Consider the following 23,214-nt stretch of genomic DNA (forward strand, 5'->3'; position numbering starts at 1 on the left):
GTGGTTGACATGGATCTGAGCGCCAAAGAACCGATCTCAGCGCTCAGACCCACATCTTGGTTCGATTTATCGCACCAAGCGGTTGAGCTCGGCCTGGGCATCGGCCAGGGCCTGGTCAACCGACTTCTTGCCGGTGATCACCGCCAGCAAGGCTTCGTTGATGGGCCGCATCCACTCGCCACCGTCTAGTGCACCAAACTTGAAGGGTAGCACCGCTCCACCCACGCTGGTCGACCCCTGGAAGACCACCCGGTTCAGCTCGTTTTCCTTACCGGGGCGCTGGAAGATGGGGCTGTTGGCCAGAGCGCTGCGGCTGGGCAGGGCCAGGCCACGGGAGAGAATCCAGTTCTGGGCCTCGGGGCTGGTAAGCGCCCGTAGTACCTTGGCGGCGGCCTCCTTGTTGCGTGAGGCGGCGTTCATGCTCCAGGAAACGGTGAAGATGAAGTTGCCCCGCTGCTTGGTTACCGGGTCGAGAGGAATGAGCGTGGTACCGTAGCGCATGTTGGGCGCCTTGTCGCGCAGGAAGCCCCCAATCCAGGCTCCCTCGATAGCTACCGCGGCCCGCTCGGCGCCAAAGCAGCCGCCGGTCCAACCCTCGCCCAGATCCTGGGCATATTTACCGGCTCCATCTTTTACCAGGCTGGTATACCACTCAAAGGCCCGGCGGAAGTTGGCATCCAGTACGGTACGCCCCTGGGCATTGAAGGGCCGCCAGCCGGTCGCATAGGCGAAGGCGCCGAAGCGGGCGTGGTCGGCCACCACGCAAAGCCCTGCCACATCCTTGACTGTAGCTTGCACCCGCTTGAGTTTGTCCTTGAAGGTGTCCCAGGTGTCGGTCTGGTTGGGGTAGGGTACCTTGGCCTCGTCAAAGAGGTCGCGGTTATACTGCACCGCCAGGGTGTTGAAGTCCTTGGGCAAACCATAGACATTACCCTTGAGGGTGAAGGCGTTCAGGAGGTTGCGGTTGAAGACCCCTAGCTCTTGTGGCGAGAAGTATTTATTCAAAGGCTCCACCCGGCCCGAAGCAAACAGCGGCTCCGACCAGAAGATATCCACGTAAAACAAGTCTGCGGCAGTACCCGCCGAGAGCGCGTTCAAGAGCGCTGCGCGATAATCGCCTTCTACCCCCTGGTATTCGGCGCGGATGTTGTCCTTTTGGAGCGCCGGATTAACCACTTCCCGAACCAGGCTGCTGATAATGGCTGTATCGTTGCCACCAAAGCCTTGCAACCGTACCACCGTTTGCGCCGAGGCCACGCCCAACGCGGCTAAAGCCAGACCTGCTACCCACCATCGCTTCATAATTTCCTCCTCAAGTTAGTGTGCAAAGTACTCGAGCCCCCAAAAAGCCAGAACGCCAATGTGATGTTTCCCTTTCGAGGGGCCTGAGGCCAAGCGGCACTCAGGCGGTTTTCACCTCCCGCAGGCTGGTGGTGCCCCGAAGCACCATTTGCACCGGCACCCGCATCCCATGCGGGGTACCTCCGGCCAGCGATTCTTTGAGCAACCGAACCGCAGCCCTGGCAACCTGCCCGATATCCTGGCGCACCGTAGTGATGGCGGTGCCTATCTCCGGCAGGTCGTCGAACCCCACCAGCGAAACGTCTTGAGGAATTCGCAGACCCAGATCTTCCAGGGCTGCCGCAGCACCCATGGCCATCTCGTCGGAGGCGGCAAACAAGCCCGTAAAGCGCAGCCCTTGCTCCCAGGCTTTACGCAGAACCCGGTAAGCCGTAAGAGTAGAGAAGTCGCCATCCAGCACGAGATGCGGTTGAAAGGGAATGTTATAGGCTTCCAGCGCCTTGCGGTAGCCCAGCAATCGCTCGCGCCCCACCTGCTGCTGGGGCTGACCGGTGAGGTGGGCAATCTCCCGGTGGCCGAGCTCGAGCAGGTGCCTGGTAGCAGCATAAGCCCCTCCTTCGTCGTCTGGGGCTACCCAGTAAGCGCCGGGATAGACCCCAATCAGCACGTGGGGGGTTTGGGCGTTTTGTAAGGCTTCCAGGCGTGGGTCGTGATCGTGCGCCCCCAGAAGAATATAACCTCTGGCGGGCTTCAGGGGCAGTCCGGCTGCATCGGTAGGGGTCTCCTCCAGACGCATCCCCTCGCGCCAAAGAGCCTCTGTCAGGTGTTCAAACAGCAAGACGAAATAGGGAATATAGCGCCGCACGCCTGGAGCCAATAAAATCCCCACCGTATCGCTGCGTCCGGTCAGTTCGCGGGCGGCCTGCATGGGCACATACCCCAGCCGCTCCATCACCTCGAGTACCCGCTCACGGGTTTGTGGGTGTACCCCAGCGCGCTGGTTCAGAACCCGGCTCACCGTCCCGGTTGAAACCCCTGCCAGGCGGGCGACATCTCCAATGGTGGGCATCCGGCGATTGTCCATAAGACCTTTTGTAAGCGTTTACAGTTTTTGTTTGATAAATATACAAACCTTTCCAAGAATTGTCAACCTCCATATATATTGTTCTCTAAGAAAGAATTCACAATCACTCAGGCTGTTTGCCAACTTTTTTCAACTAGTTGCGGGCCAAGGTGTAATCGATTACAACACAGTATTATACCGGATTCAAAAAGATAATCATCCAAACTAAAGACCCCCAGAGGCTATCTTTTTGAATCCTAGAGCACCCCCCTCCCGAACGGTCGGCGAAGAAAGCGTCTCCCTTCCAAAGGGGCTTACGCCCTCCGCTACGCGGATAACTTCCAGGGGGCGGTATCGCCCTCCGCTACGCGGATAACTTCGGCCCTGCTAGTTCGCCGCCATACGGCGCCGAACTAACCGAATCTGGTATTGGCTCACCACATAAGGCAACCGTAAAGTCAGAAAACCACAAGGCAAACTCCCCTCTCCCTTGATGGGAGGGGGAGCTTAAGGCAACTTTGCGGTTGCCCCAGCTCGCCACACCCTCCCACACCTTCAGATGCACAACCCCTCTCAACCACTGCTAAGATAGGCCTCAGCATGAAAGGATTGATTCTCGCTGCCGGACGCGGCACCAGGCTACGTCCCCTTACCCATACCCGGCCCAAACCGGTCATTCGGCTGGGTGGTAAACCCATCATTTACTACGCCGTGGAAAACCTCTTCGAAGCAGGCATTACCGAGGTGGGGGTGGTGGTCTCACCGGATACCCAGGAAGACATTCGGCAAGCCCTCAAAGATTTCCCAGGCGTTCACCTTACCTACATCGTGCAAGAACACGCCCTGGGTATTGCCCATGCGGTGGGCACCGCCAAGGAATGGTTGGGCCAGAGCCCCTTTGTGCTCTATCTGGGCGACAACCTATTCCAGCAGGGAATCAAGCCTTTTGTCGAGGCCTTCAAACCCGGTGTGGGGGCGGTAATTGCCCTGGTGCGGGTGCCCGATCCCCGGCAGTTTGGGGTGGCGGTGTTGGAGCAGGGGCGGATTGTCAAGCTGCTCGAGAAACCCAAAGACCCGCCTTCCAATCTGGCCGTAGCGGGGGTGTACGTATTTAGTCCGACCATCATGGAGATTATCGCCAACCTCAAGCCCAGCGCCCGTGGCGAGTATGAAATCACCGACGCCATCCAGGCCCTGATGGATCAGGGTCATACCGTACTGGGACAAGAAATTGCCGGCTGGTGGAAAGACACCGGGCGCCCCGCCGACCTGCTTGATGCCAACCGGCTCTTGCTGGTGGAGCAAAAAAGCCCCACCCCGGTTGTGGAGGGGCACGTACACGACAGCCAGATCACCGGACGGGTGGTGATCGAGAAAGGAGCGGTGGTCAAGAACAGCACCGTGTTGGGCCCGGTGCACATCGCCCAGAATGCCATGATTGAGGGGGCCTATATTGGCCCGTTCACCTCGGTGGGGCCAAATGCCATCGTGCGGCAAGCCGAGGTGGAGTTTTCCATTTTGGAAGATGGCGCGGTAGTAGAAGACGTGCCTTTGCGGCTTCACGAGTGCATTTTGGGGGTGGGCGCCAGGGTAACCAGGCGCAACGGCCTGCCCAAGGCCCACAAGCTGGTGCTGGGCGATTTGAGCAGCCTCGAGCTGGCCTGAGGCGGTTTGCATAATCCTTTGATAGAGCCGGGGTATACTCCGGTTGGAGGTAAATTATGTGGCCGTTTGGAAAGTCATTGTCTGCTCGAGTTCAGGACGCCATCAACCAGTGGCCCCCACTCCAGGGGCTGGGGCTCAACATTCAAGAACAAGGAGGCAATATTCGTATCACCGGGGCGGTTCCCCGTCAGCCCCACCTGTCCCTTCTGCAAGCCACAGTTGAGGGGGTTAAGGGGGTCAAATCGGTGGACTTGAGCGGTGTTATCGTGGCGCAGCAAGAGGTCTCCGAGGCCGCCATTGCCGCCGAAGAGGAAGCCATCCGCAAAGCCACCGAGGCCAGCAAGCTGGCCAAAAAAGTGCTGGCCACCCTGGAAGCCAACGGTGAACTCAAGGATGACCCCATCGCGGTGTTGCAAAAGGGCACTGGGGTTGTGCTTAAGGGTGCGGTGGACAGCCAGCACGAGTACAACTTGGCGGTTCAACTAGCCAAGCAAGCCGGCGCCACCGAGGTTGACGCTAGCGAACTGCAAATTGTGGAAGGTGCTAAGGCCAGGTTCGCCGCCGAGCAGGGCGGGGTCAACATCCCCGACGAATGGTACACCGTGCAACCCGGTGATACCCTCTCGGGCATTGCACTGAAGTTTTATGGCGATGCCTCCCGCGAGAGCTACATGAAGATTGCCAAGGCCAACAACATCGCCAACCCCGACCTGATCCGGGTGGGCCAGAAGCTACAAATCCCGCGCTAGAGCGCTCTTCACATATTTCGAGCTATCCGACTTTAAGAAAGATTTGTCCTGTACAGAACAGTTGCCGCCCGGATGGGCGGCAACGTCTGTGAAGGGCGCGATAAGGCCTACGTACGCCAAGCCCCCGCCTGGAGCGCTTCCCACGAATACCCCACACAGCATCCTTTGGAAGCTATGCGTGTGCGGTAATTTACGCTGCATCGCGTGTAGCGTAAATGTGGAAAACGCGATGGGGGCTTTTTTCGTTCCCCCGTGGCTTAGCGCCCTTCCCGATAGCGCCGCAGGTTCTGCATATCCTCTTGTACAAGGTCGTCCCGCCAGGCCAGCGACTCCAGATGGTGGCGCAACTCATGCAGCAGGGTCTCCCAGATTTCACCCTCCCAGTCAAACGCGGGGTCTGCGGCAGCCAGCGCTGCAAAAGAGCCATAAAACAGGGCAATATGCCGGCCTATGCCTGCATGGCCTCCCAGCACCGAGGGATAGCCGGGATCGTAGTATTCACCCAGGCGCAACAGGTCGGGCTCGTCGGGATCGGGCTTGAGGTGCTCCAGCACATGAAGGCCGTGCAGGCCACGCTTATACTCGGCGGGTATTTCCTCCCACAGTCGCTCGGCGGTCTCGACAAAGGTCTCGTAGGTCATTGGGCCCAGTCTGGCACAGATAAGCGAAGGCAACCGTGAGGCGGATAAGGGTGATGAGCCTCGAGCCAACCTGCTGTTCGCACCTTGCTAGCACGCAGGTAACTTGCGGTATGTGCTGAAGCACGTTGACTGCCCAAAAATGCGATGTGCGACTCATTGAGAGGGACTGCTGTGTATTCCGAATTCCTGGTTACCAGAGCGCTAGATATCTGTGGCGCTCTAAAATACGCATATGGAATCCCTCAAACTGGTAGGCACGCTGTTGTTGGTGCTAAGCGCGGCTGAGATAGCGCTATGGCGGGTGCTGGCCCCACGCAACCCAAACCTGAACAGGGTTTTTCCCATCCTGATATCCAGCGCCGTAGCGAGCGCAGTACTGGGGCTGGTTTTGTTTGTGGTGGGCTAGCAGTGATTGACCCAGCTTTCACCCGGATGGTACGCTAAGCCACAAGTATGGCCAGGAGGTGGTTTTTTAGGTAGGCCTGCGGGAGATGCAACACTCTCTCGTGGGCGGCCTGTGTGCCGCCCATCGCTTTTAGGTAGACTGGGCGAGGTTTTGTTGGAGGCTCGATGAACATTGAAGCAGCACTGGATGAAATCGGCAAGGCGTCCACTTTGGAGCACCTGCAGGGCCTGAAGGTAAAGTATCTGGGTAAGAACGGCCTGGTCACGCAGGAAATGAAAACCCTGGGTCGGCTATCCCCGGAAGAGCGTCGGGAAAAAGGTCGGGTGCTCAACGAGCGGAAACAGATCCTGGAAAGCGCCCTGGAAGCGCGCGAAGCCCAGCTCAAGGAACTGGCCCTACAGGCGAGGCTTCTGCAGGAGTCGCTAGACGTTTCGCTCCCCGGCTATGCCTTTCCTTCGGGGGGGCTGCACATCACCAGCCTGATTTTGCAGGAGCTGGTGGGCATCTTTCGCAAGCAGGGCTTTAGCGTGGTGGAGGGCCCGGAGGTCGAGAGTGAGTTCTTCAACTTCGACGCCATCAACATGCCTGAGTGGCACCCTGCACGGGACATGCAGGATACCTTCTGGGTGGAGCTTAGCCGCCGGTCAGCGGACACCCACGCCGGGGAAGAAGGCCCTGAGGGAGGCTTCACCATCCGGGGCCCTTTTGGCGAGGACGTCAACGGCCTGGGAGGGGCGGTGCTGCGTACCCACACCTCGGGAATGCAGATTCGCTACATGATCCAGCACACCCCGCCCTTTCGGATTGTGGTGCCGGGGCGGGTCTTTCGCTACGAGCAGACCGACGCTTCCCACGAGGCCATGTTCCACCAGCTCGAGGGCCTGGTGGTGGGGCCCCACATCACCATGGCCGACCTCAAAGGGGCCATCAGCGAGCTGGCCCGGGGGCTTTTTGGCGAGGAGGGCAAGGCCCGCTTCCAGCCAACCTACTTTCCCTTTGTGGAGCCGGGGGTGCAGTTTGCCATGTGGTGGCCCGAGCGGCAAAAGTGGCTCGAGCTCGGCGGGGCGGGCATGGTACACCCCTACTTGTTCAAGGCCGTGGACGACTACCGTGAACGGCAGGGCCTGCCCAGGGCCTACGAGGGCATGACCGGCTGGGCTTTCGGGATGGGGGTCGAGCGGCTGGCCTTGCTGCGCTATGGAATTCCAGACATTCGCTACTTCTACCAGAACCGCCTGAGCTTTTTGCGGCAGTTTAGAGGTTAGCCATCGCTCCTACCTGATAGCTGTCGTGGCCCAGGGCCAAAGATCTGCAACATGAGACCTGAAACATATAGCATTTCGCAAGAATCCAGGCCGACAGAACCGAATGTAAGCCGCCTTTGCCAAAAACGAGGTTTCCATGAAAATTGTGCGTAGCTGGCTCAAAGAATTTCTGCCCGACGCGCCCGGTAGCGAGCGCCTGGAAGAGCTTTTGGCCGGGCTGGGCCTCGAGACCGAATCCATCAGCCAACTGACACCTCCCCACCGTAAAGTGGTGTTTGCGCGCGTGCTGGAGGTGCAAAAGCTTGAGGGCAAAGAAGTCCGTAGGCTCGTGCTGGACATCGGACAGGAGGTGCAGGTGGTCTCGGGTGCGCCCAACGCCAAAGCCGGAATGGCGGTGGCGCTGGCGCTGCCCGGGGCGGTGCTGCCCGACGGAACCGAGCTGGGGGCGCGTAAAATTGCGGGCCTCGAGTCTTACGGCATGGCCCTATCGGCCAAGGAGCTGGGGGTGGGCGAGTATGCGGGGGGCTTGCTGGAGTTCGCCCCCGATGCTTTACCCCCTGGAACCCCTCTGGCCGAGGTCTGGGGCCCCGACGAGGTCATCGAGGTCGAGATTACCCCCAACCGCCCGGACTGGCTCTCGGTATACGGGGTGGCCCGCGACCTGGCCGCTTTGGGTCTGACCCTGGTGCGGCCCAGCCCTAAGCCCCAGACCACCCCTTTGGCCCTACCCTTTGGGGTCTGGATTGAAGATACCGAGGGCTGCGACCGCTTCACCCTGTCTTATGCCCGGGGGGTCAAGGTGGGCCCCAGCCCGCTAGAGGTGCAGCGCCGCCTCTACGCCGCCGGGATGCGCCCCATCTCCAACGTGGTGGACGCCACCAACTACACCATGCTCGAGCTGGGCAACCCCATGCACGCCTACGACGCCGCTTTCATCCGGGAAGGGCTGGTGGTGCGCCGGGCGCGCCCGGGCGAAAAGCTGATCACGCTGGATGGGGTGGAGCGCATCCTGGACGAGCGCGACCTGCTCATCACCGTCAAGGAAGGCCAGGAGACCCGCCCCGCCGGACTGGCCGGGGTAATGGGGGGCCTCGAGGACGAAATCCGCGATACCACCACTGCGGTGGCCCTCGAGGTGGCCCACTTCCACCCCGTGCGGGTGCGCCGCACCGCCAGGCGCCAGGGCCTCAAGACCGAGGCCTCCTACCGCTTCGAGCGCGGGGTAGACCCCGACGGGCCGCCTCTGGCCGCCGAGCGCTTCATGGAGCTTCTGCAAGCCTGGGGGGGCGAGGGGGTCGAGGTCGCCCACGAACGCCTGGACCTCAACCACACCCGGCCCCCAAAGCCCATCGCTTTTCGCCCCAGCTATGCCTGCAAGCTCGTAGGGATGGACTACCCCCAGGCCACCCAGCGCCAGGTGCTCCAGCGTCTGGGCTGCACCGTGCAGCCCACCGCCCAGGAGGAGGTCTGGGAGGTCATACCGCCCAGCCACCGGGTAGACCTCACCATCGAGGAAGATCTGGTGGAAGAGGTGGCCCGCATCGTGGGCTACGACCAGATTCCTATCACCCTGCCCAGCTTCTTCCCCCACCCCGACAACCTGGGCGTAGACGCCCCTTACGAAGCCACCCTTCGGCTCAAGCAGGTGATGGCCGGGCTGGGTTTCCAGGAAGTGTTGAACTACGCCTGGTCGTCGCCGCAGGAGTGCGAGCTAATGCGGGCACCGGCCCCCACGGTCTTTATGCACAACCCCCAGACCCCAGACCGCACCGCCCTGCGCACGGCCCTTTACCCCGGCCTGCTCAAAAACCTGCAAACCGCGCTGGCCCAGGCCGAAGAGGGCCCCTTCCTGCTCTTCGAGGTGGGCAACGTGTTCAACCAGACCGAAACCCCCCACATCGCAGCCCTGCTGTGCGGCGACCCGGTGCCGGGGCTATGGCAGAAGGGCCTGCAAAGCAGTTTCTTTGCTCTCAAGGGGCTCCTCGAGACCGCCGCGCGCAACCTGGGCAGTCTGGTGCGGGTCGAACAGGAGACTGTGCCCCACCTGCACCCAGGCATCAGCGGGGCGGTCTACTGGAACGAGCAGAAGGTGGGGCATATCGGCGCCCTGCACCCGGCCATTGCCGCTGCCCTGGAACTACCCGAATTGTTCCTATTCGAGCTCACCCTTCCGTTGAGCAAAGGCTCGAGCACCTTTACCGATCTTGCCAAGTACCCCGCTTCCATGCGCGATCTGGCGGTGGTGGTGCCGGAATCTACCCCCTTTGCCGAAGTTCAGGGTCTGATTCGCGCCAGCGCGGGCGCGCACCTGGAAAAGCTCGAGATTTTCGATGTTTACAAAGGCAAACCGCTCGAGGAGGGCCAGAAGAGCCTGGCTTTCCACCTGACCTTCCGCCACGAGGGGCGCACCCTGACCGACCTCGAGACCGACAGCTTCATGCAAGCCATTATTGCTGCTTTGGAGCAACATGGTTTTTCCATCCGCCGTTAGCCGCTGTTGCTGCTATTTGCAGTCTACCTTTACAGACCTCTAGTTGCTCGCGGCAGACTTTGATATAAGCCTGGGCTGAGGTCAGAGCTGGGTCAAAACAGCACTTGAAAATGCAGCGGCATGGGTATACTTCAGTTTGATGCTAAGCTGGCTCGATCTAATGGCTCTTCTTGTGCTGGCGGCAGCCGTGGCCATGGGCATTCGTCAGGGTGCCCACTTTGCCCTGGCCGCCATATCGGCGCTGGTGCTGTATGTATTGCTGGCCCCACTGGTAGCGCCTTTGGTTCCCAGCTTTGTTCTGCCCTTGCTGGCCCTGGTGCTGGGTCTGGGGATGGCCTACATAGCCCAGCTCATTCCCCTAACCTTCCTGACCCCTACCCTCGAGGGCATCATCGGCGGTGCGGGGGGTCTATTGTGGGGCCTGTTCCTGGCTATTACCATCTGGGTGAGCTTCCCCAGCGAGTTTGTGGCCTCTACCGGCGCTTTGCGCTACCCCTCCGAGCAGATTCCCAGCGGGGTCAAGGATGGCATCGTGAGTAGCCCGTTTGCCCGCCCCTTGTTCGACTGGGCGGCCGGAAACCCGATTCTCAGAGCAGCCCTGCTCCCCTTCATCCATCATCCCTGAACGCGGCTATTTACGCCCAAAATCGGCGGGGTTTTCGCCCCAGCTCTCGGTCTGCCATTTGAGAATCGGGGTGCAGTAGGTATTGGAGCGCAACCAGTCCTCGGCCCAGGCGATGCGCTCGAACAAGACCGCGTTTTGCGGGGTGCGTTTTAGGTGGGTGCGGGCTTTTTTGGCCTTTACCCAGGCGATGGCATTCACCGAGTCCGAGTAAATAGGCCAGGGGTAACCCTTTTCCTTACATAGCATCAGGGCCTCCACAATGGCCAAAAACTCGCCCACATTGTTGGTACCCTGGGCGAAAGGCCCCCGGTAAAAAATTTCCTTCCCCGTGGCAGTATCCACACAGCGGTACTCGAGCAGCCCCGGATTGCCGCTGCAGGCCGCATCCACACAGTAGCTGGGGGTGATCGGTGGAGGTAGCTCCAATAGCCTGCCCTGATTGGCTTTCCGACCTTTGTAGTGGTCGTATTCTCCAGCAAAAGCCCGCCGAGCCTCGTCCAGACTGTCAAAAGCCTTGAACTGGGCCCCTGCAAAACCCCTAACCTGCGCCTCGGCTTCGGGCCAAAAAGAGAAAATTCCGGTTTTGCGGCCTTTCCAGACCACGTAATACTTGCTTTTGCTCTTCCCTTGGGCCATGCCTCAGGGAGTGTACCGCAAAAGACCCCCTCGAGGTTCCTCGGCCCCCCAACCGAGCCCTACCCGGCCACCGAGTTCTTTTTGAGCCGCTCAAAGTACTGCTTGCGAAACTTGGCTACCTTGGGGCCGACCACAAACGCACAGTAGGGCTGGTAGGGGTTACGCTTGAAGTATTCCTGGTGATAGTCCTCAGCGGGATAGAACTTGTCGAAAGCCACCAGCTCGGTCACGAGGGGATTCTCCCAAACTCCGGCTTTGGTAAAAGCCTGCATCACCTCCTCGGCCACCTCTTTTTGCGTAGGCGAGTGGTAGAAAATGACCGAACGGTACTGAGGTCCCACATCGTTGCCCTGGCGGTTTGGGGTGGTGGGGTCGTGAATGGTGAAGAAGATTTCCAGAATTTCCCGGTACGAAATCTGGCTGGGGTCAAAGGTCACCTGTACTACCTCGGCGTGGCCGGTCTGCTGGCTGCACACCTGTTCGTAGGTGGGGTTGGGCACGTGCCCCCCGGAATAGCCCGAGACCACATCCACTACGCCCTTTAGTTCATCATAGACTGCTTCCAAACACCAAAAACATCCGCCTCCCAGGGTAGCGACTTCCAGGTTTTGACCCATACCCTACTATTCTTGACGGAACTTTAGAAGTGCGATGTAATACGGCTAACTGTCACAAAGCCAGTACCCTGGCAAGTTCATATTTCTTGTGGTTGATGTCCTTGCGCTTCTCGATGGCTTCCTTGAAGGGGGTGAGGCGAATTTCGTCGTTCACCTCGCCAATGGCCACCCCACTGGCTCCACTCAGGAGGGCCTCCACGCAGGCGGCACCTAAACGACTGGCCAGCACCCGGTCTTTGGCAGTCGGGCTGCCCCCGCGCTGGATATGGCCCAGAACCGTGACCCGGCCCTCAAAGCCCGAGTACTGGCGCACATCCCGGGCGAGTTGCTCGGCCCCGCCCTCGTAGCCCCCTTCAGCCACCACCACAATGGAGGAGCGCTTGCCCTTTTCCGCCGACTTGTTAATTACCTCGGCGCAGGCCTGGGCGTCGGTGGGTATTTCGGGAATCACCACTACCTCCGCCCCTCCGGCAATCCCCACCTCGAGCGCAATAAAGCCCGCATGGCGGCCCATGACCTCGATGAAAAAGACCCTCGAGTGACTGGCAGCAGTATCGCGGATGCGATCGATAGCGTCCAGAGCAGTGTTCACCGCCGTATCGAAACCGATGGTGTAGTCGGTGCCGTAGAGGTCGTTGTCTATGGTCCCCGGTGCGCCCACCACCGGAATGTGATGCTCCGCCTGGAGTTTGGCCGCCCCGGCATAGGTTCCGTTACCACCAATGGCAATCACCCCATCGATTCCAGCTTTTTTCAGATTTTCCGCAGCCTTGGACCGACCTTCGGGGGTCATAAATTCCTTGCTGCGGGCCGTGAGCAAAATGGTACCCCCCCGTTGCAGGGTATTGGCCACATCCCGCGGCCCCATCGGTACAAAATCGCCCTCGATCATGCCCTGGTAGCCACTGCGGATGCCGATCACTTCCAGGCCGTGGGCCACACCAGAGCGCACCACCGCGCGAATAGCCGCATTCATGCCGGGTGCATCGCCTCCACTGGTAAAAACCGCAATTCGTTTCATCAAAGCAAACTCCACAAGCAGAAGTTGTTCTACTCGAGCCCAAGGGCCGCCAGCCAAAAGCTGCCTGTTAGTTTACTCAGAAAGGTCTGGTTTGTGTCATCAAGGGGCCCAAAGCCCAGGGCTCAGGGCCGAATGCACGCCGGCTTCAAACATTTCTCACATGGAGCATCAAGGCCTTTGATACCAGATTCGGTTAGTTCGTCGCCGAATGGTGACGAACTAACCCGACTGAAGGGAGTGCTATAGGAATCAAAAAGACAACCTATGGGGTTTTTGGTTTTGTAAACTGTCTTTTTGAATCCGGTATGACTAGCTATTCAATGGCTTTTTCGTGGCCGCTTGCTTGTGGGCCAGTTCATAGGCCTGGTTGCGGGGAACCCCCGCCTCAACCAGGGCTTTGACCAGTTCCTTACCTTTGAGTCCCTGTCCCTTGAGCTGTATCAGCAAATCTTCGGCTTTGGGATTTGAGTCCTCGGCCTTTGGCGTCTTTGGCCCCAACACCAGCACAAACTCGCCCCGTGGCTCTTTGAAATGCCCCTGCGCATCGCCCAGGCGGCCCCGCCAAATTTCCTCGTGCAGCTTGGAAATTTCGCGGACAACGGCCAACGGGTGTTCGGGGCCGTATATCTGGAGCAGGTCTTGCAGGGTTTCCTGCAAGCGATGGGGGGCCTCGTAGAGTATCACCGTACGGCCCCAAACCTGTTCCAGCCGCGCCTTACGCACCGAACGCTTTTGGGGCAGGAACCCCTCGAAAACAAAGCGGGCGGCTGGCAGGCCCGAGGCCACCAGGGCCGGAATCAGGGCTGTGGGGCCGGGCAATACCTCCACCTGCCAGCCTTCCTTCAGCGCCAGGGCCACCAGCTCGGCGCCAGGGTCGGAGATGCCTGGTGTGCCAGCATCGGTCACGTAGGCGACCCGCTCGTAGCCTTCCAGCAGCCGTTTGGCGTTGCCCACGGTGTGCTGGTCGAGCCGCACCATCGGTTTGGAGATACCCAGGTGCTTGAGCAAAATGCCGGTGCGCCTGGTGTCCTCGCAGGCAACTACCTCGGCTTCCTTGAGAACCCGAATGGCCCGCAAGGTAATGTCCTCGAGGTTGCCAATGGGCGTGGGAACCAAAATCAGGCGCATCAACCCAGTGTAACCGCTACTTCCTGTGCCGCCCGCTGCCCCGAGTGAATGGCCCCCTCCACATACCCCGTCCAGACGGTTGCGGTCTCGGTTCCGGCCCAGTGAATAAGACCCACCGGCTCGCGCAGGGCCGCGCCGTAGCGGGTCATCACCTGGGGTGGCATGTAGCCCTCGTAGCAGCCCCGGCTCCAGGGCTCTTTTGTCCAGTCGTGGTCGGCATAATCCAGGGGGTGCGCGGCTTCGGGCCCAAAGAAGCGAACCATACACCGCACGAACTCGGCCCGGCGCTCCTCGGGCGTTTTTGCACTCCACACCCTGGCCATAGCCCCATCTATAAAACCCACCAAAATACCCAAACTGCCGTCCGGCGGGCTCAGATCAAACACCGGGCTCACCACCGCGCTATCGCTGAAGGCTTCGCCGGAAAGCCCCTGCGCTCGCCAGAACGGCTTGGCATAGGCGGCAAAGCACTTGATGACCGAACCCATCGGCATCGAAACCTGCAGTTGCCGGCGTCGGTCTGGTAGGGGCGGGCTGAAGGCAATTTCGGCGGCCAGCACGGGGGGCACCGCCACAATCACCCGCCGGGCTTGCCAGCGTCCGCTCTGGGCATGAACCGTGACCGAATCGGTTTCCTGCACGATGGATTGAACCGGGCTGGAAAGCACCAGGCTTTCCCCCAGGCTCTCCCCCAGTTTTTGCGCCAGCCCGTGCATGCCACCCTCGAGGCGGTCTTGCTGGGCTCCGTTCTTGACCTCGGCCAGGCTCTCCAGCGAGCCTGCGGCCCGTATGTAGGCCAGAAAATATAAAAGCGAGACCTCCTGGGGTTCGGCGCACAAAATAGCCCGGGTAGCCACATCAAACAACCGCCGGGCCGCCTCCGACGAGACCCCAGCCTGCCAGTCCGCCACGGTCTGGGCATCCCAGGTAGCAGCCACCGGGGCTTGCCAGGGGGCCTCCTGCGGTAGTTTCCGGGCCATTTGATTGAGCTGGGCAATGGCTTTTCCCGTCTGCCAGGCCGCCCGCAGGCCAACAGGCGGTACCAGACCCCGGTAGGTTTTGCGTTGCCTCCCTATTTCCAGCACCCGTCGCCCAGTCGCGTACTGGGGAATCCGGCCCACCCCGAACTCGGCGGCCAGTGTGTCCAGTGCAGTTTGGTGGGCGCCCCGCCAGGTGCCGCCGAAGTCCACGCGCAGCCCGCCCACCTGTCCACCCAAGACCCGGCCCCCCACCCGGTCACGGGCCTCGAGCACCACCACTCGGTAGCCCCGGCGCAGCAGTTCCCGGGCCGCCACCATCCCGGCAAACCCAGCCCCAACCACCAGCACATCGGTCATGGTTCCAGGGTAGAAGATCGGGCCACTCCCCACGTGAGAGCGAGACAACCCAAAGGCCAGATACCGATGCAAAACCATCTCACGCAGACCTTTTGGCGCGGGTGTAGTATGGGCGGGATGTTTTCCCGACCCATCCGGCTTCCCTTCCGGCTTTTGGGCATCCCGGTCTCGCTCGACCTGAGCTTTCTGATCGTGCTGCCGCTGTTTGCCTTCCTGATTGGCAGCCAGCTTCCGGTCTATTTGCGGCTGCTGCAAATCAGCGCACCGCCCGAATTGTTGCAAGGCCCCACCCCCTACCTGCTGGGCCTGCTGGCGGCACTGGGGCTCTTTCTCAGCGTGCTCATCCACGAACTCGGCCATGCCCTCACTGCCCGGGCCTACGGGGTACAGACCCGCGAGATTACCCTGTGGCTTCTGGGCGGGGTAGCCCAGCTCGAGCAAATCCCCCGCGCCCGTGGCGCCGAGGCCGTTATTGCCATCGCCGGCCCCATTGTGAGCGTGTTGCTCTCGGGGTTGTTTGGCCTGCTGCGTGGGTTTGTACCCTCGAGCGCCGCCGAAGGGCAGTTTCTGCTGGGGTACCTGGGCATCATCAACCTGAGCCTGGCTTTGTTCAACCTGCTTCCAGCCCTGCCGCTCGACGGCGGGCGCATCCTGCGCAGCCTGCTGGCGCTATACCAACCCTATCTCGTAGCCACCCGCACCGCCGTGGCTACCAGCAAAGTCCTGGCCTTTGGGCTGGGTCTGCTGGGCTTGCTGGTGGGCAACCTCTTCATGCTCCTGATTGCTTTTTTTGTCTTTATGGCGGCCAGCGCCGAGGCCGAACAAGCCGTGCTGAACCGCACCCTCGAGGGTCTGCGGGTGCGCGACCTGATGACCCGGGAAGTCAGCGTTGTATCGCCCAGCCTGAGCGTGGCCGAACTTCTGGAAAAGATGATGCTGGAGCGGCATGTGGGCTACCCGGTGGTGGAAGAAGGGCGGCTTCTGGGCCTCATAAGTCTGGAAGACCTGCAAGGGGCCTCCCCGCAGACGCGGGTACAGGAGCGCATGCGCCCCCCTTTGCAGCTAGACGAATACACCGAGGCGCTCGAGGCCCTGCAGCGCATGGCCCAAGAGGGGTTCTCGAGGCTCCTCATCACCGACGCCGAGGGCAACCTGGTTGGTATCCTCAGCAAAACCGACTTGCTGCGGGCCTTGCAACTTCGGGCTGCCCAGATGAACTTGAGCGATCAATCCGGTCCTCCTCTGGGGAGGGCTTGACAGGTTTGAGGGTAGTCGGTACACTTCTCGTTGCGCTGCCGCGAGGTAGCCAAGCACCTTGACAAAGAAAGATCAGCAGAAACACGTACTAAACGTCATTTTCTCGGACGTTCTAAACGAGAAAAACCCTGGTTCGCCTTTTTTGGCGAGCATTTTTGGAGAGTTTGATCCTGGCTCAGGGTGAACGCTGGCGGTATGCCTAAGACATGCAAGTCGCACGGACTGTTTCGGCAGTTAGTGGCGGACGGGTGAGTAACACGTAGGTGACCTGCCCCAAAGTCGGGGACAACTAGGAGAAATCTTAGCTAATCCCCGATGTGAACCTCGGTCCTGACCGATGTTCAAAGCTTCGGCGCTTTGGGATGGGCCTGCGCTGGATCAGGTAGTTGGTAGGGTAATGGCCTACCAAGCCGACGACCCATAGCTGGTCTGAGAGGACGACCAGCCACAGGGGTACTGAGACACGGACCCCACTCCTACGGGAGGCAGCAGTTAGGAATCTTCCCCAATGGGCGAAAGCCTGAGGGAGCGATACCGCTTGAAGGACGAAGCCCCTCGGGGTGTAAACTTCTGAACTGGGGACGATTATGACGGTACCCAGGTAATAGCACCGGCTAACTCCGTGCCAGCAGCCGCGGTAATACGGAGGGTGCGAGCGTTACCCGGATTTACTGGGTGTAAAGGGCGTGTAGGCGGTCTCTCAAGTCCGATGCTAAAGACCAAGGCTCAACCTCGGGAATGCGTTGGATACTGTGAGGCTAGACGGTCGGAGAGGGTAGCGGAATTTCCGGAGTAGCGGTGAAATGCGCAGATACCGGAAGGAACGCCAATAGCGAAAGCAGCTACCTGGACGATTTGTGACGCTGAGGCGCGAAAGCGTGGGGAGCAAACCGGATTAGATACCCGGGTAGTCCACGCCCTAAACGTTGAGTGCTGGGTGTCCGACATCTGTTGGGTGCCGTAGCTAACGCGTTAAGCACTCCACCTGGGAAGTACGGTCGCAAGACTGAAACTCAAAGGAATTGACGGGGGCCCGCACAAGCGGTGGAGCATGTGGTTTAATTCGAAGCAACGCGCAGAACCTTACCAGGTCTTGACATGTAGGGAATCTCGCTGAAAGGCGAGCGTGCCCGCAAGGGAACCCTAACACAGGTGCTGCATGGTCGTCGTCAGCTCGTGTCGTGAGATGTTGGGTTAAGTCCCGCAACGAGCGCAACCCTTGTTGCTAGTTGCTAGCGGTTCGGCCGAGCACTCTAGCGAGACTGCCTACGAAAGTAGGAGGAAGGCGGGGATGACGTCTGATCCGCATGGCCCTTACGACCTGGGCGACACACGTGCTACAATGCCGCGCACAAAGCGACGCTACTTCGCAAGAAGACGCTAATCGCCTAAATCGCGGCTCAGTTCGGATTGGGGTCTGCAACTCGACCCCATGAAGCTGGAATCGCTAGTAATCGCGAATCAGCCATGTCGCGGTGAATACGTTCCCGGGCCTTGTACACACCGCCCGTCAAGCCATGGAAGTGGGTTTTGCCTGAAATCGCCGGGAGCCTCAGGCAGGCGCTTAGGGTAAGGCTCATGACTGGGGCTAAGTCGTAACAAGGTAACTGTACCGGAAGGTGCGGTTGGATCACCTCCTTTCTAAGGAGCACATAGCCTCTCCCCTATGCGGGATGGGTTCATAGAAGCTCGGCTGATCTTTCTTTGTTCAAGCTAGCGCCCTTCGGGGCGCTTTTTTGTTTCCAAGGCAGGTATACTCTCTGTGTGATCGATATCTTCAAAGATGTAGCACATCAAATAGCTTCATTTGAAGATGACCCGAGCAAGGCAGGTAGGCCAACTGGCTCCGCCAAGGGAGGTTTTTCCTTTGAAGGTTTGGTTGCCAAAGGGCTCAATCAAGTAATTGGTGCTTTGAGGGGTCTACATGGTGCTACTCCTCATTCTGTTTTAGTGGGTACCCTATCACCTCGAAAGCTAAAAACAAACGACGGTATCTTTGCCATAAGCAAGGATCAGCGACAAATCGTATTTAGAATGCGAAATATCATTTCTGGAGAAACACTTACCACACCTATAGTGGTAAAAGAGCAATGGCTCAAACGTACTTATAAGGTGGAAGAATGGTATGACGGAAAAATAGCGGAGCTTTCAAGCAAGGGTTGGATCCCCGAAGATGGGGAAGTTTTTTCTGGTCACAATTACAGCAAAATACATAAGGGATTGACCATAGAGTTTGATGGCACTGTACTCTTCATCGAAAAAGGGGCTTTGTGTTGGAAAGTATTGTTGGAATGTAAGTCTGCCAAATCATCTAAAAAGGGCCGTATTGATGGTAATGCACACGAGCGGTTTGCCTATCAAAACCTCGAATATCTTGAGCTGGCTGCTTTGTACCCAAGAACACAGCTTATTTTGCTTACTAACGATGCCTTTGTTCGCTATAAAAACAAATACCATACAGGCTTCGGTGTTCATGGCATTCGCCTCTCAAACGCATTTGCTTGGTACGACTTCGACATGGTTAGTACTGCTTCACAGTATGTAAGGCTATTTAAGCGTTGGCATGCATGGCTGGAGGGTAAATGATTAAGTATATCGGTTCAAAGCGTGCTTTATTGCCCTGGATAGTTGGAACAATTGAAGAAATACGCAGGCTGGAAAAAGTCAATACCGTAGTAGATCTGTTTTCAGGCAGTTCTCGTGTTGGTCATGCTCTGAAAGCCAGAGGCTTTCTGGTAACTGCCAATGACATAAACTCCTATGCTTTTGTACTTGCTAAAGCATTGATTGAAGCAGATGCCCGCAAATATGATCAATCTTACATATCAAAAATTCTAAATGAGCTTATGCAAGTTACACCTGTAGCGGGTTGGTTTACAAAAGCTAACTGTGAAGACGCTCGGTATTTTCAGCCCAAAAATGGAGCTAAGATAGAAGCCATTCGTGAAGAAATCGAAACAAAGTATTCGAATGATCCATTGCTCAAGGCAATACTAATAACCAGCCTGATGTTAGCAGCAGATAAAGTTGATTCAACAACAGGCGTACAAATGGCTTATCTAAAGGACTGGGCTCCCAGATCTTACAAAGATTTACGACTTGAATACCCTCCTCTTCTTCCAGGAACGGGCGAAGCTTTTCAAGGCGATGCTCTTGAAATAACTGGAAAACTAAATGCTGATATTTTTTATCTAGACCCTCCTTACAACCAGCACTCTTACCTGGGAAACTACCATGTATGGGAAACTTTAGTGCGTTGGGATAATCCCCAAACTTATGGCATCGCACAGAAACGAATCGATGTGCAAGAGCGCAAAAGTCCGTTTAACTCAAAGCGTGAAGCTCGTGATGCAATGATCACTGTCCTAGCTCAAATAAAGGCTAGCCATGTGGTGGTATCGTTCAATGATGAAGGGTTTTTCACTGCCGAAGAAATCGAATCCATGCTCAAAGATTGGGGGTATGTGGCACGCTTGACGCGCCAGCATCAACGCTACGTCGGAGCAAGGATTGGTATCTACAACCCCCAAGGGGAAAAAGTGGGGCAAATTTCCCACACTGAAAATCACGAGTTCCTATTCGTTGCAACCCATAGCCAAAAACTATACAGAGCTTTTCAGGAACAGCCCGAAATGCAAGTCGTCTCACAACCTACCTTGCTCTAATCGTCAGAATTAAAGCCACCTACTTGCTTGATATTGGTGAGCGGTAAGAATATGTGCCTTTATGCACGACAAATACCCTAGTTCCGTGTACACTATCTTTAGGCACCCATTCTTGGGTCATTGGGAAGTAGTTACAGTATGCGTTATTCAGTTGGTTCGCGCCGCCGTAGGTCCAAGCGCGGCATGACTGGGGGCAATGGGCCTCAGTCACTGCCGCAATCCCGTCGCCGTGTGACTTCGGCCGGCGGGGTGGTGTTGCGCGAGCGGGCTGGGGGAAAGGGCCTCGAGGTACTTCTGATTGCCATCAAGGACGGGCGGGTCTGGAGCCTGCCCAAAGGCCAGGTGGAGCCAGGGGAGCGTTATTTTCAAACAGCTATCCGCGAGGTACGGGAAGAGACCGGCATCGAGGCCAAGGTGCTGGCCCCCCTGGGCAGCATCCGCTACCACTTCACGGTCAAGGATGACGGCGTCCAGACCACCGTCACCAAGGAAGTCCACCACTTCTTGATGGGCTATGTGGGGGGGACACCCCGGCCCCAGAAAGAAGAGGTGGACGGGGTGGACTGGTTTCTGGTGCCCGAGGCCCTCAAACGGCTCTCTCACCAGAACGAACGCGACGCCGTGCTCAGGGCCCTGGCCCACTGGGACACCAAAGCTATCGCTGGCACACATGGCTAGGCGTTGCTTTCAGCGTCCAGTGCTCGACGCTGGCATCTAAAGCCAGCTTTTGTTATACCGGATTCAAAAAGACAGTTTAGAAAAACAAAAACTCATAGGTTGTCTTTTTGAATCTTAGAGCACACCCCTCCCGAACGGTCGGCGAAGAAAGCGTCTCCCTTCCAAGGGGCGGTATCGCCCTCCGCTGCGCGGATAACTTCCAAGGGGCGGTATCGCCCTCCGCTGCGCGGATAACTTCGGTCGGGTTGATTCGTTACCGTTCGGTAACGAATCAACCGAATCTGGTATTATCTCTTCTTCTTGAACGCATCGGCGAAAGGAGCTGTGATGAGCAAAATCAGCACCAGCAGGCCAATGCCCACCACGCCGCCCAGAATCCATTCCATTGGGGTTACGCTCGAGATCATCGTCTTACCTCCGCATCTTCGTAGAGCATAACATACCCCCTATGGGTATTTGAAGCTTGGCGTCTGGGCAAGGGCTTTAGCCCCATACTGGTCGCTGGACCAGGCGAAAAGGGGCCAGATCAAATGGGCTTCGCCCATGCAAGGCCAGCTCGGCCAGGGCCTCCCCTACCGCCGCCGAGTGCTTGAAGCCATGTCCGGAGCAAGGCGAGGCCACCAGGATGCGCTCAGAGTCGGGGTGGAAGTCGAGAATAAAGTCGCCATCGACGGTCGAAGTGTACAAGCAGGTAGCGCTCTTGAGACAGTTGGGGCCCAGCCCCTTCAGGCGGCCTTGCACATAGCGGGTGAGGAAAGCCCGGGTTTCGGCCTCAGATACCTGCCGCTCCACCTGATCGGGGTGGGTGGGGGTATGGGCCTGTTCGGTAGCTACCTTCACACCCTGCGAAACCTGCGGGAAGCCGTAGAAGTGCTCTCCCTCGGCGCTGCCGAACATCCAGATAAAGATGGGAAAGCGCTCCGGCTGGTAGGCTTGGGGGTCTGGGGCCTCGAGCCAGAACAACACCTGCCGGTAGACCCGCAGCACCTGCGCCAGGGGTTCACCCAACAGTTGGGCAGCCCAGGCCCCCGCACCTACCACCACTTTAGCAGCCCGGTAGCGGGTCTGGTCGGTTTCGACCTCTACCCCATCATTTAGGGGAACGATTCGCCGAACGGTTTCGCCGGCATACACCGCCGCGCCTAAGCGCTGGGCCTGCTCGAGCTGCACCTGCACACAGCGCTCGGGGTAGAGCAGCCCTGCCCCTGGCTCAAAGTAGCCGGTCTCGTCGCCTTGCAGTATGAACTGGGGAAAACGCTCTTGTATTTGCGCCGCATCCAGTACCTCGTGGGCGATGCCAAACTGCCGGGCAGCCTCCAGGGTGCGCTCTAAAAACTGCGGCTTGCCGTGGTGCAGGGCCTCACCCACCTGACCGCTCAGAATCAGGCCCCCACAGGCCCAAAAAAGCGAGGCGCCGGTCTGGGCCTCGAGGGTCGCGCCAAATCTGGTGCGAACGCAGCACCAGCGGCACATAAGCAGCTCCCTCGCCGATGGCCTGCCGGGTAATGCGGGTCTCGCCGTGGCTGGAGCCGTAGATGTGCGGGGGCCGATGCCGGTCTATTCCTATCACCCTGGCCCCGCGCCGGGCCAGCTGGTACAGGCTGGCGCTGCCCATGGCACCCAGGCCTACTACGATTGCCTCGGCAGTGTTCATGGCTCCAGAATCACCTTGCCGGTGTTCTTACGGCTCAACACAAACCGAAAGGCTTCGGCTGCCTGCTCCAGCTTGAACCGCTCCCCCACCACCGGCCGCACCCGGCCTGAAGCCAACAGGGGCATCAGGAAAGCGGTGGCTTTTTGCATCTCGGCGGGGTCGCTGAGGAAGGGGGTGAGCCATACGCCCATCACACTCTGGTTGCCTTTCATCAGGCTCACCGGGTACATCTGGGCCATCTCGCGCGAGGCCGAGCCAATCACCAGCAGGCGGCCCCGGTAGGCCAGCATCTTGAGGCTCTGGGCAAAGCCTGCGCCCCCCACCACCTCCATCAGGATGTCCACACCCCTGCCTTCGGTGGCCTGCCTGACCGCATCCACCAGGTTGTCCTGGGTATTGAGCAGCGCTACGTTGGCCCCCAGGCTACGGCAAAGGGCCAGTTTTTCCTCGCTGCTGGCCAGGGCCACCACCCGCAGACCCAGGGCCCCGGCAATCTGAATGGAGGCCGTACCCAACGCCCCAGCTGCGGCCTGAATCAGAACCCACTCGCCCGGTTTGGCCTGAGCCTGGGTTTGCAGGGCGAAATAGGCGGTGAAGTAGGAGACCGGAAAGGCTGCGGCTTCGGCTGCGCTCATCTGGGGCGGTACTGGCAGTACCGAACGGGACTGCACCACAGCATACTCAGCAAAAGCACCGCTTCCGCCGAGGGCCGCCACTCGTTGGCCTACGTAGAGCCCCTCGACCCCGTCGCCCATAGCCTCCACGACCCCAGCAAACTCCATACCCGGAACCGTAGGGTAGCGGGTACGCACCAGATACTCGCCCGCCACATAAAGGATGTCGGCGAAGTTAAGCCCCGCCGCCTCAACCCGGATGAGCACCTGCCCCGCGCCGGGGCTGGGTTTGGGCAGGTTGGTGAGCTCCAGAACCTCAGGGCCGCCAGCGCGCTGTACCTGGATGGCTTTCATGGTGCATAGCATAAGGCCCTCAACAAAAAGCCAAAAGCCAGAAGCG

The 23,214-nt window shown here is 58.9% G+C and carries 19 protein-coding genes, 1 rRNA gene and 1 pseudogene; 11 read left to right on the top strand and 10 right to left on the bottom strand.

What is annotated here, in order from left to right:
* Positions 1–66: 66 nt before the first annotated feature.
* Both Q0X23_RS04860 and Q0X23_RS04865 read right to left on the bottom strand, forming a co-directional pair.
* Positions 67–1,302 (bottom strand): extracellular solute-binding protein, encoded by a 1,236-nt coding sequence (locus tag Q0X23_RS04860; protein WP_297859246.1) that lies wholly within the window; start codon positions 1,300–1,302, stop codon positions 67–69.
* Between the two features lie 100 nt (positions 1,303–1,402).
* A complete protein-coding gene (locus Q0X23_RS04865) occupies positions 1,403–2,386 on the bottom strand; it encodes a LacI family DNA-binding transcriptional regulator (RefSeq protein WP_297859247.1) in 984 nt (327 codons plus the stop codon).
* 579 nt (positions 2,387–2,965) lie between these two features.
* Here Q0X23_RS04865 and Q0X23_RS04870 point away from each other — a divergent pair.
* Both Q0X23_RS04870 and Q0X23_RS04875 read left to right on the top strand, forming a co-directional pair.
* A complete protein-coding gene (locus Q0X23_RS04870) occupies positions 2,966–4,030 on the top strand; it encodes a glucose-1-phosphate thymidylyltransferase (RefSeq protein WP_297859248.1) in 1,065 nt (354 codons plus the stop codon).
* 56 nt (positions 4,031–4,086) lie between these two features.
* The gene (locus Q0X23_RS04875) at positions 4,087–4,779 is read left to right on the top strand and encodes a LysM peptidoglycan-binding domain-containing protein (RefSeq protein ID WP_297859249.1); all 693 of its coding nucleotides are present in this window, start codon (positions 4,087–4,089) and stop codon (positions 4,777–4,779) included.
* Positions 4,780–5,036: 257 nt separating this feature from the next.
* On the opposite strand, the gene Q0X23_RS04880 is transcribed toward Q0X23_RS04875, so the two are convergent.
* Positions 5,037–5,420 (bottom strand): metallopeptidase family protein, encoded by a 384-nt coding sequence (locus tag Q0X23_RS04880; RefSeq protein WP_297859250.1) that lies wholly within the window; start codon positions 5,418–5,420, stop codon positions 5,037–5,039.
* 232 nt (positions 5,421–5,652) lie between these two features.
* Between Q0X23_RS04880 and Q0X23_RS04885 the strand changes: the two genes are divergently transcribed.
* The 4 genes from Q0X23_RS04885 (at position 5,653) to Q0X23_RS04900 (ending at position 10,207) form a co-directional block, all read left to right on the top strand.
* Positions 5,653–5,826 carry a hypothetical protein gene (locus Q0X23_RS04885; RefSeq protein ID WP_297859251.1) on the top strand — a complete coding sequence of 58 codons (174 nt, stop codon included), beginning with the start codon at positions 5,653–5,655 and terminating at the stop codon, positions 5,824–5,826.
* 164 nt (positions 5,827–5,990) lie between these two features.
* Positions 5,991–7,091 (top strand): phenylalanine--tRNA ligase subunit alpha, encoded by a 1,101-nt coding sequence (gene pheS / locus Q0X23_RS04890; protein ID WP_297859252.1) that lies wholly within the window; start codon positions 5,991–5,993, stop codon positions 7,089–7,091.
* A gap of 136 nt (positions 7,092–7,227) precedes the next feature.
* Entirely contained in the window at positions 7,228–9,582 is a 2,355-nt protein-coding gene (gene pheT / locus Q0X23_RS04895; RefSeq protein ID WP_297859253.1) for a phenylalanine--tRNA ligase subunit beta, read from the top strand.
* 139 nt (positions 9,583–9,721) lie between these two features.
* On the top strand, positions 9,722–10,207 hold the full coding sequence (locus tag Q0X23_RS04900; protein WP_297859254.1) for a hypothetical protein: 486 nt from the start codon (positions 9,722–9,724) through the stop codon (positions 10,205–10,207).
* A gap of 6 nt (positions 10,208–10,213) precedes the next feature.
* On the opposite strand, the gene Q0X23_RS04905 is transcribed toward Q0X23_RS04900, so the two are convergent.
* The 5 genes from Q0X23_RS04905 to Q0X23_RS04925 form a co-directional block, all read right to left on the bottom strand.
* Positions 10,214–10,843, bottom strand: a complete 630-nt coding sequence (locus Q0X23_RS04905; RefSeq protein WP_297859255.1) for a viroplasmin family protein — start codon at positions 10,841–10,843, stop codon at positions 10,214–10,216.
* 59 nt (positions 10,844–10,902) lie between these two features.
* On the bottom strand, positions 10,903–11,460 hold the full coding sequence (msrA, locus tag Q0X23_RS04910; RefSeq protein ID WP_297859256.1) for a peptide-methionine (S)-S-oxide reductase MsrA: 558 nt from the start codon (positions 11,458–11,460) through the stop codon (positions 10,903–10,905).
* Positions 11,461–11,512: 52 nt separating this feature from the next.
* Positions 11,513–12,481 (bottom strand): 6-phosphofructokinase, encoded by a 969-nt coding sequence (pfkA, locus tag Q0X23_RS04915; RefSeq protein ID WP_297859257.1) that lies wholly within the window; start codon positions 12,479–12,481, stop codon positions 11,513–11,515.
* A gap of 309 nt (positions 12,482–12,790) precedes the next feature.
* Positions 12,791–13,609 (bottom strand): 16S rRNA (cytidine(1402)-2'-O)-methyltransferase, encoded by an 819-nt coding sequence (rsmI, locus tag Q0X23_RS04920; protein ID WP_297859258.1) that lies wholly within the window; start codon positions 13,607–13,609, stop codon positions 12,791–12,793.
* Positions 13,609–14,946, bottom strand: coding sequence for a flavin monoamine oxidase family protein (locus Q0X23_RS04925; protein ID WP_297859259.1), 1,338 nt, complete (start codon positions 14,944–14,946; stop codon positions 13,609–13,611). Before Q0X23_RS04925 ends, rsmI begins: the two co-directional genes overlap by 1 nt.
* 117 nt (positions 14,947–15,063) lie before the next feature.
* Here Q0X23_RS04925 and Q0X23_RS04930 point away from each other — a divergent pair, with 117 nt between their 5' ends.
* The 5 genes from Q0X23_RS04930 (at position 15,064) to Q0X23_RS04950 (ending at position 20,546) form a co-directional block, all read left to right on the top strand.
* Positions 15,064–16,203: a site-2 protease family protein gene (locus tag Q0X23_RS04930; protein ID WP_297859260.1), complete on the top strand. Its 1,140-nt coding sequence runs from the start codon at positions 15,064–15,066 to the stop codon at positions 16,201–16,203.
* A 152-nt stretch (positions 16,204–16,355) separates the two neighbouring features.
* Positions 16,356–17,844: ribosomal RNA gene (locus Q0X23_RS04935) — 16S ribosomal RNA — on the top strand.
* 123 nt (positions 17,845–17,967) lie between these two features.
* A complete protein-coding gene (locus Q0X23_RS04940) occupies positions 17,968–18,789 on the top strand; it encodes a hypothetical protein (RefSeq protein WP_297859261.1) in 822 nt (273 codons plus the stop codon).
* Positions 18,786–19,868, top strand: coding sequence for a DNA adenine methylase (locus Q0X23_RS04945; RefSeq protein WP_297859262.1), 1,083 nt, complete (start codon positions 18,786–18,788; stop codon positions 19,866–19,868). The genes Q0X23_RS04940 and Q0X23_RS04945 overlap by 4 nt, the downstream gene beginning before the upstream one ends.
* 183 nt (positions 19,869–20,051) lie before the next feature.
* Complete coding sequence (locus Q0X23_RS04950) at positions 20,052–20,546, top strand: NUDIX hydrolase (RefSeq protein WP_297859263.1); 495 nt, start codon at positions 20,052–20,054, stop codon at positions 20,544–20,546.
* 483 nt (positions 20,547–21,029) lie between these two features.
* On the opposite strand, the pseudogene solA reads toward Q0X23_RS04950, so the two are convergent.
* Both solA and Q0X23_RS04965 read right to left on the bottom strand, forming a co-directional pair.
* Positions 21,030–22,200: pseudogene (solA, locus tag Q0X23_RS04955) on the bottom strand (N-methyl-L-tryptophan oxidase).
* Positions 22,197–23,168 carry an NADPH:quinone oxidoreductase family protein gene (locus tag Q0X23_RS04965; protein ID WP_297859266.1) on the bottom strand — a complete coding sequence of 324 codons (972 nt, stop codon included), beginning with the start codon at positions 23,166–23,168 and terminating at the stop codon, positions 22,197–22,199. The pseudogene solA and the gene Q0X23_RS04965 overlap by 4 nt, the downstream one beginning before the upstream one ends.
* Positions 23,169–23,214: the final 46 nt, after the last annotated feature.

Source organism: Meiothermus sp., from assembly GCF_026004115.1.
Lineage (GTDB): Bacteria > Deinococcota > Deinococci > Deinococcales > Thermaceae > Meiothermus.

Coding starts and splice junctions, on each gene's coding strand:
- rsmI (WP_297859258.1), bottom strand. CDS start 13,609: ATGCGCCTGATTTTGGTTCCCACGCCCATTGGCAACCTCGAGGACATT.
- Q0X23_RS04885 (WP_297859251.1), top strand. CDS start 5,653: ATGGAATCCCTCAAACTGGTAGGCACGCTGTTGTTGGTGCTAAGCGCG.
- Q0X23_RS04945 (WP_297859262.1), top strand. CDS start 18,786: ATGATTAAGTATATCGGTTCAAAGCGTGCTTTATTGCCCTGGATAGTT.
- pfkA (WP_297859257.1), bottom strand. CDS start 12,481: ATGAAACGAATTGCGGTTTTTACCAGTGGAGGCGATGCACCCGGCATG.
- Q0X23_RS04965 (WP_297859266.1), bottom strand. CDS start 23,168: ATGAAAGCCATCCAGGTACAGCGCGCTGGCGGCCCTGAGGTTCTGGAG.
- msrA (WP_297859256.1), bottom strand. CDS start 11,460: ATGGGTCAAAACCTGGAAGTCGCTACCCTGGGAGGCGGATGTTTTTGG.
- pheT (WP_297859253.1), top strand. CDS start 7,228: ATGAAAATTGTGCGTAGCTGGCTCAAAGAATTTCTGCCCGACGCGCCC.
- Q0X23_RS04880 (WP_297859250.1), bottom strand. CDS start 5,420: ATGACCTACGAGACCTTTGTCGAGACCGCCGAGCGACTGTGGGAGGAA.
- Q0X23_RS04875 (WP_297859249.1), top strand. CDS start 4,087: ATGTGGCCGTTTGGAAAGTCATTGTCTGCTCGAGTTCAGGACGCCATC.
- Q0X23_RS04860 (WP_297859246.1), bottom strand. CDS start 1,302: ATGAAGCGATGGTGGGTAGCAGGTCTGGCTTTAGCCGCGTTGGGCGTG.
- Q0X23_RS04865 (WP_297859247.1), bottom strand. CDS start 2,386: ATGGACAATCGCCGGATGCCCACCATTGGAGATGTCGCCCGCCTGGCA.
- Q0X23_RS04900 (WP_297859254.1), top strand. CDS start 9,722: ATGCTAAGCTGGCTCGATCTAATGGCTCTTCTTGTGCTGGCGGCAGCC.
- Q0X23_RS04930 (WP_297859260.1), top strand. CDS start 15,064: ATGTTTTCCCGACCCATCCGGCTTCCCTTCCGGCTTTTGGGCATCCCG.
- Q0X23_RS04870 (WP_297859248.1), top strand. CDS start 2,966: ATGAAAGGATTGATTCTCGCTGCCGGACGCGGCACCAGGCTACGTCCC.
- pheS (WP_297859252.1), top strand. CDS start 5,991: ATGAACATTGAAGCAGCACTGGATGAAATCGGCAAGGCGTCCACTTTG.
- Q0X23_RS04925 (WP_297859259.1), bottom strand. CDS start 14,946: ATGACCGATGTGCTGGTGGTTGGGGCTGGGTTTGCCGGGATGGTGGCG.
- Q0X23_RS04950 (WP_297859263.1), top strand. CDS start 20,052: ATGACTGGGGGCAATGGGCCTCAGTCACTGCCGCAATCCCGTCGCCGT.
- Q0X23_RS04905 (WP_297859255.1), bottom strand. CDS start 10,843: ATGGCCCAAGGGAAGAGCAAAAGCAAGTATTACGTGGTCTGGAAAGGC.